Genomic DNA, 12,357 nt, shown 5'->3' with positions numbered 1-12,357 from the left:
GAGATTTTTTATAGCATTAAAATTAAAAGGAATAACTGATAGAAAGCATAGGGCCAATAAAATTGTAATAGATGTTGTAATCGGCGATTTGAGTATCTTTATTCGGCGAATTTTGGGCGATATCAACGTCAACTTTATAGTAGTTATAGGCCACGCTCATACGCCAGTTTGGGGTGATTTGTGCATTAACCCCCACTTTAATATCAACCAGTTCGCCTTTGACATCATTGAGTTTGATATAGAAATACTGTGCATGGCTGGTGATTTGCCAACCGGGAACAAATTCATACTGACCATATATGCCAATGTCGGGCAGTGGCGCAGTGACATTTTCGTCAACAATGCGCGGAATTGCTTGGCTACCGCAGACATTATTGAGTAATTCCGATGAAGCGCAAACACCAATCACCCCTTCAAAACCTGTCTTGATAAACATAGTATGTAAACCAAGTGATAGACCGACATCATAGTTACTGCCTTGAAATACATCATAGCCATAGCCGAAGCGCAGTACATCAATGTTTAAGGTTGAATTTAGATTACCGCCTGCTTTGATATCGTAAATGGTGTCGTTAATCTCGAGCTGGAAGGGTTTGGTTAAGGCTTGGGTTTCGGCGTTACGATGAAGCTGTTTCCAGTCTAGGTAGATATTGTGCCGTTCGTTAAAGTGATAATTTAACTCGATAAAGGGTAAAAATTCGTTTTCTGCAAGTTGTAGATCGGACTCATAATCTAAAGTGAAATTATTACCCGAAATAGGGTTAGTGACTTCCATATTGGTGTCTGATTGCGAATAAAAGCCGCCTAACTGAATAGTAAAATCATCGGCTTGCACTTGAGTGCTGAGCAGTGACGCTATGATTAGGGGTAATAGGCGGATCGACATGTTAAGGAGTGACTCCTGCATTATTCTTATTATGTTTAGCGATAAGGTCAGAATTTAGTGCCATAAAAAAACAACATTTGGAGTTTAACAGCAAATTTTTTAATGTGAACAAAATGTTTTGAAAAATGCAAAAAATTGTGATTCAAAACAAAAGTAGAGCTGGTTCTCGTGAGGTTGAATGAAATTTGAGTGAGCGATCACATCAATTGTGGATTGAAAGACTAAGGGCAAGTGCTTCCTGAACGGCTTTAGGATTGTTGTGTTGGATGGGGCGAGATACAAATGGATATAGACACAAACATGGTGGAGAATCATCGATATTGAGAATATCTAGCGGTACGATCCCGCTAGATATTGATATGTCCTAGTACTTCTATTTCGTCTCGATAGAGGACGATAGAGGTGACGGGGTAGAAGTCTCAGCCTCTACGCTATCAGCCACGATTTTTGGGCTACTTGGTTCATCTTTATTAAACATGCCTAAACGGATGCGAATAAAATGCAAAATTTGCGCGGCAATATCCACATTCAAACAGGACTCTAAGCCCTCAAACCCTGGAGATGAGTTAGCCTCACAAATTTTGTAATGGCCGTTATCAAACAATAAATCGATACCTGCAACATCAAGATCGAGGATATTGGCTGTTTGGGTGGCAAGCCATTCAATTTCAGGAGTGATCTGAAATGGACGCGCTGAACCACCGGCACTGACATTGGCTTTGAAGCTGTCTTCTTGACCACGTCTTTCATAGCAACCCGCCACACGACCACCAATAGTGAATACGCGTAGATCGCGCCCATGACTGTTAGCGATAAACTCTTGCAGAATGATGTTAGCATTTTTATTGGTCGCTTCAATCAACTGCATTAAATCGTCAAATTCACGCGCCTTATGGGATAAAAACACACCACTGCCCTGTGAGCCAGAAAGTGTTTTTATCACCACAGGAAAACCGAGATGACGTTCTACGAGGGCGATATCGACGGGGAACTTAACCAACATGGTTTTAGGCGTAGGCAGATTTTTCTCGGCCAACAATTGTTGGGAGAATAACTTGTCTTTAACGATTTCAATGGCTTTAGATGGATTGAGGCAATATACCCCTAATCTTTCTAAGTGACGAATAATGGCTAAAGCAAAGTAGGTCGTGCCTGAGCCCATTCGCGGAATGATAAAATCGGGCAGCTCGACGGCTTGCCCATTCAATAAAATACTCTTGTTATCTTCTCTGGTGACAGTCAGATCAAATTCATCAGGTGCGTAAACTTCCAACTCTATGTTATCGGCTTTTGCTGCCGCCAGTAGACGCTCAATTTCATACCATTCAGGTTTTAGCTGAGTCGCGGTTTCTTTATATAAAATCCAACCACGCATTTAGTAGCAAACCTTAATCTTCATTCTTTATCCTCGGGTTCAGGTTCATCCTGAACATCATCTTCAATATCAAATACAGCCTCAGCCTCTATTTCTATCTCGGGCTTGGTTGCAGGCAAATGCACTGTACCAACCACGGCATAAAAGGGTTTCCCCATGGCGAGCCTGCGATACTTTACCCAGATCTGCTCTAACAAGCTACTGGGCGCGATATTTCCTTTGGCGACTTCAACAAATTGGGCTTCATCAGAGGTGCAAGGCAGCGTTTTTCCTTCCGCTAAATTCTTCATCGCATGACCATGCAATTCAAGGAGTTCAGCTTCTTTATTGGTAAAATCGCCGCTTCGTTTAAAGCCTTTGGGGAAATTAGCGTCGTCGTAGAAACGTTTTTGAGAGACAAAACTGGCAGCAACTGAGCCGTTAAACGTCTCAGAACCCTTGTTAGCGTTAAAAAAAGACTGTTCAGACATGGCAGATACCCTCTAGTTTTTGATATACAAAGATTTGCAACTGGAGTATTGGCTAGTATTATTGATTTATAAATCAAAAAAATTTGCCTATGTTGGTCAAGAATTTTTATGGATACCGATTTACTAAAAACCTTTCTCGAAGTCTCCCGTACTCGCCATTTTGGTAAAGCGGCTGAGAATCTTTATCTCACCCGAAGCGCTGTGAGTTTTAGGGTGAAACAGCTTGAGAGCATTTTGGGTGTCGCCTTATTTGAACGGCAACGTAATAATATTCAGCCCACGCCAGCAGGCGAACGTATGCTTGGTCATGCCGAAGCGGTGTTAACAGCATGGGAGCGGGCTAAGCAAGATGTTTCCCTCAGCCAGTTACAGACAACGCAGCTTGCCATTGGTGCAGGGCCGAATATTTGGGACGCTTACTTGCAAGGTTATTTACAGGGATTGCATGTCGGTTTACCAGGCGTGGCGTTGCGCACCGAAGTGCTACCCGCGAATGCAATGACGCGTCAGCTAATGGATCGCACCTTAGATATTGCGATTTCATTCGATCCGCCAAAGCTTGATCAATTTGAGATAGTACAACTGGGGCAAATTAATTTGTTGTTGGTGTCGAGCTTAAAAGGTCAAACGGTAAAAGCGGTTGTGCCGGGGCAATATGTAAAAGTCGATTGGGGTACGGCGTTCAATATTGTTCACGCGCAGGAATATGCCTCGCTGCCAGTGCCAACGCTGCACACGAGTTCAGCACGTATTGCGTTAGATTTCATCTTGAATAATGGCGGCTGCGCATTTTTACCTGAGCATCTAGTGCAACATGCATTGCGCGGCGGCGAATTGCATCTCGTCAGCGGCGCGAATGCCATTTCACGAAATGTGTATCTTGCGTATTGGGCTGAGAATGACCGCTTAGCCCAGATCAAACAAGCCATTGACTTTTTAAGGGACGATGGCTCAATGGTTGTTCATGCGACGGTTTAGAAACTAAGAATTAAAGCACTAGCGGCGTTAATACAACCAGCCAAGTTAATCCACAAAGCGCAAGACTCATAAAGACGGCAGCCGAGGCAATGTCCTTGGCTTGGCCACTTAACGGGTGTATTTCACTGCCGACACGGTCAACCACAGCTTCAATTGCCGAGTTTAATAGCTCAACAATCAACACGATAAACAACGTGAAAATCAGCATAAGGCGTTCAATAGTGCTGATATCAACCCATAAGGCTACGGGTAACATGACGATCGTCAAGATTAATTCCTGTCTGAAGGCGGCTTCGTGGATCCAAGCGGCCTTTAGGCCCTTCATCGAAAATCCCGTCGCTCTGAATATGCGCTTAATACCGTGATTATTGGCTGGTTTCATAGTGTTTCCAATTGACGTTAGCGACAAAGCGCTGAGGTTCTGCTCATTCAAAACAGTGGGGAATAAACCCTACTGTTGTCTTTGTTAACATTTGACTGAGTCATAAATTTGGCCGCAGTATAGCCTGAGATGAAAAGTGCATAAACAATTAACTGAGCAAATTTGATCATCAACATTCGTTGTTAACTTAGGGAGTTAGTGACTTTTGCGGTTATTTTAGTGCAACTTTAGCCGTGCGGCCTAAGCTTGATGAAGGATATATTGCAGCGTGGGCAAGGGAATGACTCATACAAACCCGTTACGAAATTTAACATTTAATCATTTCATCCGTTTTAGTGCTTTTAAGCTCAGCTTGCTCATACTTTGCGGTTTAGCTCTTTCGGTTAACGCACACACCTCACCTCCTGCCATACAACTTGCTACCGAGTTTGATGCGACTCGAACTTCGCAAGATATTAATATTCAAAATTTTTTGATTAGTGAGAAACTCGACGGGGTTCGAGGTTACTGGAATGGCAAGGAATTATTCACTCGGCAGGGAAATGCCATCGCCGCACCCATTTGGTTTACTGCGAATTTTCCGAATTATCCCCTCGATGGTGAATTATGGCTTGGGCGAGGCCAGTTTGAAGCGATGTCGAGTTTAGTTCGACAAACTTCGGCTAAGGATGATGATTGGCGCAAAGTGCGATTTATGGTGTTCGATGTCCCCAAGGCGAGTGGCGACTTTCAGCATCGCTATCAATTTGCGCTGACTGAACTGAGTGGCAAATCGAATTATCTTGAAGTCATAGTGCAGTTCCAAGTAGAAAGCCTTGAAGCCCTGTATCAAAAACTCGATGCCTTAGTTGCAAAAGGCGCCGAAGGCTTGATGCTGCATCGCAGTTCTGCGACTTATATCAGTGGCCGCAATCCTCATTTGATGAAGCTAAAACCTTATTATGATGCTGAAGCTACTGTTATCGCTTATATCCCTGGTAAAGGTCAATTTGCAGGGCAGATGGGCGCATTAAAAGTGCAAACGCCAGACGGCCGAATTTTTAGTATTGGCACAGGTTTTAGTCTCGCAGAGCGCCAACATCCCCCCGCAGTGGGCACTATCATCACCTATAAATACCTTGGGCTTACCGTTAACGGTTTACCGCGGTTTGCCAGTTTCCTGCGGGCACGCAGTGATGTCGAATCAAGTAGTAAAGCCACCGCAAAGTAAACATCATCATAACGTTATTAATAGATATAACTTTGCTTGCTGTCTATTAAGCCTGCCGCGAGCTGTGCTGATACTGCGTACAAAAGCGATGGCGGAGTCGTGTTTGCACTGAGCGCTAATCCAGCTCAGATGGATTGCATAACTTTGATGTAGGTTGTAGTGCTGATGACAATCGCGATTTTGTAAGGAATAAGGATAACAAACTGATGTTTCACTTATGGCGGTTTGACAATATGAAGCCACTGCCAAGATTTATTGAGGATGTGAACGTCGAAACACGGTAACCCGTTGCGGTCGAGTTTGACTGTGCTTCATTAATGGGAGGCGATTCAATTAGCAATATAGTATTTTAGGTCTGGCGTGGTGAGATTATCGGAACAGCAATCAAAGTCAGTGGAAATCCCAGTATAGTTTGACTACAAACATCAATGGTTGTGGGCTGCTTGCCTTGCAAGGTTAAGTTGGTAAGATGTTGTTCATAAAGAAAATCAAATCGTTGTACATCTAAGGACATATATGGAAATTTCATTACTTGCCGATAATCCCTCTGCGATAGACACGGTAGCTAGTTGGTATTTCAACGAATGGTGCCAAGACAATGGTAGCTATACCAAGGAGGAAGTCGTTGAAAAAGTCTCTGCATCAATAAATCGAGATACCGCGCCTATTCTGATCATTGGAAAAGTAAATGGTGTTCTTGCTGGTTCAGCAGAGCTAAAAATTCGAGAAATGGACATATACCCAGAATTTGAATTTTGGCTTGGTGGTGTTTACGTCACTCAGCAGGCTAGGGGACAGGGTGTCGCCTCAAAACTTGTGAAAGAGATAATATCGCTAGCACATAAAATAGGTGTGAAAAAATTATATCTTCAAACAGAAGATTTAACTGGAGGTTTGTACTTACATCATGGGTTTAAGCCTATAGAACAAGTGAATTATAAAGGTATAAATGTATTGGTTATGGGCACAAACATCGGTGAATAACAAGTTTGTGAAGGTACACTGCGGCTCAATTGTGGGAAGCAAGTGGAACGATATGATCATATTTCACAGGGCTACCTAAGTAGGTCAAAGCATCCCCAAATGGCATCATTTTTAATCTTAGAGTTTTCGTCAGTACAAGAAAATAGATTTCCTGTTTCAACAGTAAGAACAAGTTGTGTTCTGTTTCAGTCAAAGTGCTTATTTAAAGTCACTAGCAGGGCCATATAATCAGATGCTGAGTTTACTCTTTACAGAATCTAATGATGAAAATGAGTCGAAATCTTCCAAACGTTAACAGATATTGTTGAATCAATGGCTACTAAATAAGAATAGGCCGCACGTGGTTGCGACCGATTTTACGATCGCTTAGTCAGTTCTTGTCCACGCTTGGTCCTTGCAGACTTCAGAGCAATGTTGAACTCTTGATATCACATTATGCTGTTACCGCTGTGTCGTGCGGCGAGCCTTTTTGCAAATAAAATAAACCTCCTGCCTCACGCTTGACAATAAGTGAAACGTAAACAATCTTTTAACATGGAACATTTTCAGAAGGTTACTTTTCTTTCTGCAGAATAGAATTATTTTCACTACGGGAACACAGGAGTGTTTAACCCTTCCACTGAGATTACTAGGTTCATTTGAGGTGATCCTCAATGAATAATCTAGACTCAAGGTATCGTGATAAAACGCAATCATGAAAAGGAATTTCAATGAAAGACGTTAATATTTATCCGTATCAATCAATCTGTTCAGACCGGCTCAGTAAGCCAGAGACTGCGATCAAAACAGCAAACTTCAATTTTAATATCGAAACCCATTTATTGGGATTTGGTTGAGGTCAAGTCTTGTAAGCTATTTGTATCGTGACATCACGCCTGCAGTGGCGGGTGTTGTGAAAGCCCTGATTTTAAGTCGTTAAAGAAAGTGGAGTTGTAAACGTTTTAAGCATTGAATAAGTCCCAATAACAAGGAGAGTTAATTTCATGTCTATCAAATCTTTTCGCTATAGTGCGCTTTTTTTGTGTATGAGTGCTGCTGTACATGCAGAAGCACCAGTAGAGACAAAAGCAGCTATAACGCTACCCACGTTAAGCCCTGTTATGCCGCTGGAAATCACTGCAAAACCCCCGTTCTCACTCGAAAGCCTGCAACATGATTTTGATGATTTTTCTTGGCAATCGTTTATTGCACTTAACTGGCCAGCAAATGCCGATGGTACACCCAATACCATGTCCACCATTGGGCAAAAAACTAACCAGCCAGTCGTGTGGCTGCATTGGAAAGAAAGCCGAGATATTTTTTTACCCGATGGCGTAAAGCCACCTGGGTGGGAACAGTCCAATAATGTGCCGGATGTTTGCAAAAGTATTGATCCAAAGTCCATTCCTGAAGGGACTATTTATTTAACGCAAGTAGGGAAGACCCCTAATGTGTTGGATGAAAGTGGTGAGCCTTTTACAACGGGTCCATTGATTGATCAAAACGGGCTTTATACCCGTTATGAAATATTAACCAATGAAACCATGTTCAATTTTATTTTGGACAATAACCTTTACAGTAAAAAAGGACAGAAACAGTTTAATGCCGATGTCGATTTTACCGCGAGCGACAGTAAAACCGGGCAGGTAGGTTCTATCATGCTTAAGGCCTCATGGATAAAAATGGGCGGCAAGTTTGATGCGACGAATTACTATACGACTTATGCGCTAGTTTATAACAATCCCGAAGAGCAACACGGGGTCAAGCCCGCTTGTGCGCTTGAGCAAGTCGGTCTAGTGGGGTTTCACATTGCTCACAAAACCACGGGTGAACCACAATGGATTTGGTCTACCTTTGAGCATGTCGCTAACGCGCCAACCCAAGGTGAGTCAGCATCATTGTCGGCATATAATTTTTACGATGCTAAATGTACTGACTGCAAAGTGAATGAACCCCCAGCACGCCCGTGGGATCCGGCAAACCCGCACACTAAACCAACTCAAGTGGAACGCGTTATTCCTATCACTGCCGACGCTAAAGCCTTAAATGCTAGTTATCACGCAGCACTCGACGCTGTAGTGCCGGGATCGGTATGGAAGAACTACGAATTGATCAGTACGCAATGGCCTACCGATGCCAAAAATCCCACCGATCCAACGGGCGTGCCTGCTCCCTCATTTTTAGCGAACACCACGCTCGAAACTTATATCCAAGGTTCGGTAAAGCAAACATCAAGCAGCTGTATGGCTTGTCACAATAATGCGGCAACCACTAACGGTAATTTTGCAGATTTCACTTACTTGCTGCAACGCGCGCAATAACTTACGAAAGGAACTCATCATGACTGATATTACAGGCGCGACTGCCGACTCTATGAATCATTTTATTGGGTTGAGCGCGGTATTAACCGGCTTTGCTACCAGTATTATTGCCCCGACATTGGATCCCGTGGATATTAAATCTGAATACTTAGCCGTGTTTATGCAAAAAATAACTGAAGAATCGAAGGACCCAACTTTAGTTACAACTATTCTGCAAAAATTTGCGGCGTTAAAAGCGCAGCAATTATCAGATCAACAAATTGGTACGCAAATGCTGGCGCCAGACAACGGAGCTAATTTTGTGTTGGCCTGTCGTAAATTGATTTTTATGTGGTACTCAGGTGCATGGCCAACCATTATTCCCGCGACGGATAAAGATCCGGAGACCACAGTTAGCGATATGATTTCGGCAAAAAGCTATACCACAGGTTTAGTCTGGCAAGTTATGCAGGCTCATCCGATGGGGGATTCAAATTATCGCTATGGCTATTGGGCGAAACCACCTGCTGTACTGTCGGCATATACGGGTCATCAAGGAGGTGCAGTATGAGCACTCAAACCAATTACGATGTCATTATTGTGGGATCAGGTATTGCCGGCTCTATCATGGCTTATCAATTGGGGATGGCGGGGAAAAAAGTATTAATCCTCGAAGCAGGGCAGGAAGTGCCTGTTGACCGCAGTGGTTACATGGAAACCTTCTTTAAAGCCAATGCCAAAACACCTGAGTCACCTTATCCTCCAACCACACAAAATCCAGCGGCATCGACGGCGGATAATCCACTCGGATTGCCTGATCCTGCGAAGGAGAATGTGCCGCGTTATACCGTGTTGCAAATTGGCGCATGGCGCAATCCAAAGCAATGTTATTTCGATTACACGCCGCAGCCTGAACATTTGAAACCTGACAGCCCTGAAGCAAAGTTTGCTTTTGCTAGTTCCTATGAGCGTATTGGCGGCGGCACAACTTGGCATTGGCTAGGAACCAGTTTGCATTTATTGCCCAATGATTTTGAGTTGCAAACCCAGTATAAGCAGGGCGTGGATTGGCCCGGTGGAAAACAATTTTATCAGGCGCTGGTTCCTTACTATGAACAGGCGACCAATGAGATTGGCGTCGCCGGTGACAAAGAGGCGATGGATCAGCTTTATCGCGGATTTAATGTTTCACCTGATGGTGTTTATGGGCCGAATTACGATTACCCAATGCCTGGCATTGTTTCATCTTTAGTTGATCAACAATATGAACAAGCTGTGAGCGATATGGTGTACGACAATATTCAATTGTCAGTCACGCCAACCCCTCAGGGGCGCAATTCATTACCGGGTGAACGCCGTCAATGTGCGGGGAATACAAATTGTATTCCTATTTGCCCTATCCAAGCCAAATACGATGCCACTGTGACGCTCGGGCGAGCATTGCAAACCGGCAATGTAGATGTGTTTTATCGTCACGTTGCGACAAATGTTCAAGTGGATGAAAATACAAAGGATGTTGTTGGTATTGATTATGTGACCTATCAAACTCACGGGGGGATAGCGACGGGCGGCGGTACCGTTACGGGTAAAAAATATGTGATTGCAGCTCACGCGATTGAGACGCCTAAATTATTGCTCATGTCTAAACGTAATAAAGCCTGTCCGAACGGCGTCGCCAACCATAGCGATCAAGTGGGGCGTAATTTGATGGATCACATTATGTATTTGGCCTGGGGTCTGGCGAAAGATCCTGTCTATGCTTTTCGGGGGCCTTTATCTACTGCGGGTATCGAAAGTTTACGTGATGGCGCCTTTCGTAAAGACCGTGCCGCCTATCGTATTGAAATCGGCAATGAAGGTTGGCAGTGGGCAGCAAATGATCCATTCACGACCTTAGCTGATTTTGTATTTGGACAAAATAATTCGCAATTAAATGGGGATTCTGTCAATCAGCAGGGGATTCCATTACGGTTTGATCCCGCCATGTCTGCGAATAGCGCCTTATTTGGTGCCTCACTGGTGAATACCTTGAATGGTATTTACACACGGCAAATTCGTATGGGCTATTTAATTGAACAATTACCTGATCCGGAAAACCGTGTCGAGTTGTCGGAGACGCTGAAAGATAACTTAGGTTTGCCGCGCCCCAAATTAACCTATCGTGTACGGGAGGATTATGTGCGCAATGCGTTCGTGTCGGCTAAAGATATTTCGACCAAACTCTTTGACGCCCTTGATGCGCGGGAATATACCAAGGCTCCGCCTGCGCCGGTATTTTATGGTGATAAGAGTCAAGTAACGTCGAATAATTTTGAATATCAGGGCCATAATTTTACGTTTTACGGTGCTGGACACATTGTGGGGACGTATCGAATGGGGGACTGCAGAGATACGTCGGTGGTGAATCCTCGTCAGCAATCTTGGGACCATAGCAATCTGTTTTTAGTCGGTAGCGGAGTGTTTCCAACGGTTGCAACGGGTAATCCAACCCTCACTTTGGCAGCGTTGGCATTCCAGGCTGCAGATCATGTTTTGGAAGACCTTAAAATAAGTTAAAAAAAGTTGTAATTATTCATTAGCTTGCTGTTAATTTCCATTGAAAACCGCGTGCAAATTGGCGCGGTTTTTGGCTAACTGAATATACCTTCATATTACGCTAACTGGCATTTTCCTACTCACAATGCAGTTTATTGTCATCGTATTTAAAATCAAAATATTACAGTTTTTTATGCTGATAATTGGTTTGAAAACTGTGCATGCGTATGTTGTCGGATAGTATGTCTGATAGAAAACTGATAAGTTTCACTCAAACTGAGCGTTAATTGGGCGTGCTTTAATAAGCGAATAAAGTTAATTTTTACTAATATTTATCAAAAGGTTAACTGAATACATGATTACTAAGAAATATATCGTTGTCAATCCACATGAAAGTGAGTTTCCTAACCCCATTACGTTCAAAAAAGGTGATCCTCTTACCGTTGGAGACAAATATGCAGGCCCTGAAGGCTGGGATCTCTGGTTCCTTTGCACTACGCCAGGGCAAGATGCTGGTTGGGTTCCTGGTCAAGTGATTCAGCGCCTAAAAATGCCAACGGGCTGGCGCTTGAGGACTATACGGCAAGAGAACTTAATGTGCATGAAGGGGAACAACTCATTGGCACACGAATGTTGAATGGCTGGGTATGGTGTATAAAAGCTGTCAGCGAAGAATCAGGGTGGGTACCATTAGAAAACTTGAAAGAAGTGGTAGATCTATCCCGCGACTAAAGCACCTTTGCTATGCAGTCAAATCCAGATGGCTCCTTGGTGTATTGTGCCAAGATGATGATTGGCGGATATTGAGAGCTTATATCAGGCACGCAGAAGTCATTGGCGTAAAAGTGTTTTTTAGCACAAGCTTTCCGTTTCTGTTAATAAAAAAGCCAGTATATTCAATATACTGGCTTTAACTTTAAACTTGATTAATGAGCACTATAAGCTGGAATATAAAAGTCATCAGCATCTTGTCTTTAACAAACTCTGCGCCTTATATTCCAAATGCAGAGTGACTAGGGTCTGTTGATCTTTGCTGTACAAATGTTGTTCAGCAATACATCGGCAGCCACATTAACATAAACGCCAGTGACACCATACTGGCGTAATTTCTTGCTAGCTTGTCATATCTTGTTGATATTGCTCGATAGTGCTTAATTCTTCCAAAAGCATTCTCCACTAAATGTCGATACCGATATAAGCACCAATCGACTCTTTCTTGAGGTGTATTCTTATAGCGGCGCCTTGGAATAACAGATTT

12 protein-coding genes are annotated in these 12,357 nt (G+C 43.3%); 7 read left to right on the top strand and 5 right to left on the bottom strand.

Translation table 11 applies throughout. The annotated features are described in order from the left end of the window. Positions 1–22 precede the first annotated feature (22 nt). From L5L94_RS10505 to L5L94_RS10495, 3 genes are all read right to left on the bottom strand, one after another. Positions 23–886, bottom strand: a complete 864-nt coding sequence (locus L5L94_RS10505) for a hypothetical protein (protein ID WP_028760263.1) — start codon at positions 884–886, stop codon at positions 23–25. Between the two features lie 373 nt (positions 887–1,259). Continuing rightward, positions 1,260–2,261, bottom strand: coding sequence for a RimK family alpha-L-glutamate ligase (locus L5L94_RS10500; protein WP_113941500.1), 1,002 nt, complete (start codon positions 2,259–2,261; stop codon positions 1,260–1,262). A gap of 20 nt (positions 2,262–2,281) precedes the next feature. Beyond that, positions 2,282–2,731, bottom strand: a complete 450-nt coding sequence (locus tag L5L94_RS10495) for a DUF413 domain-containing protein (protein WP_028760261.1) — start codon at positions 2,729–2,731, stop codon at positions 2,282–2,284. Positions 2,732–2,839: 108 nt separating this feature from the next. Between L5L94_RS10495 and hdfR the strand changes: the two genes are divergently transcribed. Then, entirely contained in the window at positions 2,840–3,709 is an 870-nt protein-coding gene (gene hdfR / locus L5L94_RS10490; RefSeq protein WP_212599819.1) for an HTH-type transcriptional regulator HdfR, read from the top strand. A gap of 10 nt (positions 3,710–3,719) precedes the next feature. Here the strand turns inward: hdfR and L5L94_RS10485 are convergent, their stop codons facing one another. Further along, on the bottom strand, positions 3,720–4,091 hold the full coding sequence (locus tag L5L94_RS10485; RefSeq protein ID WP_028760259.1) for a diacylglycerol kinase: 372 nt from the start codon (positions 4,089–4,091) through the stop codon (positions 3,720–3,722). A gap of 280 nt (positions 4,092–4,371) precedes the next feature. On the opposite strand from L5L94_RS10485, the gene L5L94_RS10480 reads away from it, so the two are divergent. The 6 genes from L5L94_RS10480 (at position 4,372) to L5L94_RS10455 (ending at position 11,736) form a co-directional block, all read left to right on the top strand. Beyond that, positions 4,372–5,301 carry a DNA ligase gene (locus tag L5L94_RS10480; RefSeq protein WP_263163072.1) on the top strand — a complete coding sequence of 310 codons (930 nt, stop codon included), beginning with the start codon at positions 4,372–4,374 and terminating at the stop codon, positions 5,299–5,301. A gap of 516 nt (positions 5,302–5,817) precedes the next feature. Beyond that, positions 5,818–6,285 carry a GNAT family N-acetyltransferase gene (locus tag L5L94_RS10475; RefSeq protein WP_028760209.1) on the top strand — a complete coding sequence of 156 codons (468 nt, stop codon included), beginning with the start codon at positions 5,818–5,820 and terminating at the stop codon, positions 6,283–6,285. A 983-nt stretch (positions 6,286–7,268) separates the two neighbouring features. Beyond that, positions 7,269–8,585: a hypothetical protein gene (locus L5L94_RS10470; protein WP_263163070.1), complete on the top strand. Its 1,317-nt coding sequence runs from the start codon at positions 7,269–7,271 to the stop codon at positions 8,583–8,585. Positions 8,586–8,604: 19 nt separating this feature from the next. Continuing rightward, complete coding sequence (locus L5L94_RS10465; protein ID WP_263163068.1) at positions 8,605–9,135, top strand: hypothetical protein; 531 nt, start codon at positions 8,605–8,607, stop codon at positions 9,133–9,135. Next, positions 9,132–11,120 carry a GMC family oxidoreductase gene (locus L5L94_RS10460; RefSeq protein ID WP_263163067.1) on the top strand — a complete coding sequence of 663 codons (1,989 nt, stop codon included), beginning with the start codon at positions 9,132–9,134 and terminating at the stop codon, positions 11,118–11,120. Before L5L94_RS10465 ends, L5L94_RS10460 begins: the two co-directional genes overlap by 4 nt. A gap of 334 nt (positions 11,121–11,454) precedes the next feature. Beyond that, positions 11,455–11,736: an SH3 domain-containing protein gene (locus L5L94_RS10455; RefSeq protein WP_263163065.1), complete on the top strand. Its 282-nt coding sequence runs from the start codon at positions 11,455–11,457 to the stop codon at positions 11,734–11,736. A gap of 411 nt (positions 11,737–12,147) precedes the next feature. On the opposite strand, the gene L5L94_RS10450 is transcribed toward L5L94_RS10455, so the two are convergent. Beyond that, positions 12,148–12,357, bottom strand: a 210-nt coding sequence (locus L5L94_RS10450; RefSeq protein ID WP_263163063.1) for a transposase, incomplete at its 5' end; no start/stop codon positions are given.

Source organism: Shewanella sp. SM21, from assembly GCF_025654335.1.
GTDB lineage: Bacteria > Pseudomonadota > Gammaproteobacteria > Enterobacterales > Shewanellaceae > Shewanella > Shewanella oncorhynchi.
The sequence above is the reverse complement of the archived record's forward strand: the minus strand, read 5'-3'. Positions and strand labels throughout refer to the sequence as shown.

Coding starts and splice junctions, on each gene's coding strand:
- L5L94_RS10465 (WP_263163068.1), top strand. CDS start 8,605: ATGACTGATATTACAGGCGCGACTGCCGACTCTATGAATCATTTTATT.
- L5L94_RS10470 (WP_263163070.1), top strand. CDS start 7,269: ATGTCTATCAAATCTTTTCGCTATAGTGCGCTTTTTTTGTGTATGAGT.
- L5L94_RS10480 (WP_263163072.1), top strand. CDS start 4,372: ATGACTCATACAAACCCGTTACGAAATTTAACATTTAATCATTTCATC.
- L5L94_RS10460 (WP_263163067.1), top strand. CDS start 9,132: ATGAGCACTCAAACCAATTACGATGTCATTATTGTGGGATCAGGTATT.
- hdfR (WP_212599819.1), top strand. CDS start 2,840: ATGGATACCGATTTACTAAAAACCTTTCTCGAAGTCTCCCGTACTCGC.
- L5L94_RS10505 (WP_028760263.1), bottom strand. CDS start 886: ATGTCGATCCGCCTATTACCCCTAATCATAGCGTCACTGCTCAGCACT.
- L5L94_RS10475 (WP_028760209.1), top strand. CDS start 5,818: ATGGAAATTTCATTACTTGCCGATAATCCCTCTGCGATAGACACGGTA.
- L5L94_RS10500 (WP_113941500.1), bottom strand. CDS start 2,261: ATGCGTGGTTGGATTTTATATAAAGAAACCGCGACTCAGCTAAAACCT.
- L5L94_RS10455 (WP_263163065.1), top strand. CDS start 11,455: ATGATTACTAAGAAATATATCGTTGTCAATCCACATGAAAGTGAGTTT.
- L5L94_RS10485 (WP_028760259.1), bottom strand. CDS start 4,091: ATGAAACCAGCCAATAATCACGGTATTAAGCGCATATTCAGAGCGACG.
- L5L94_RS10495 (WP_028760261.1), bottom strand. CDS start 2,731: ATGTCTGAACAGTCTTTTTTTAACGCTAACAAGGGTTCTGAGACGTTT.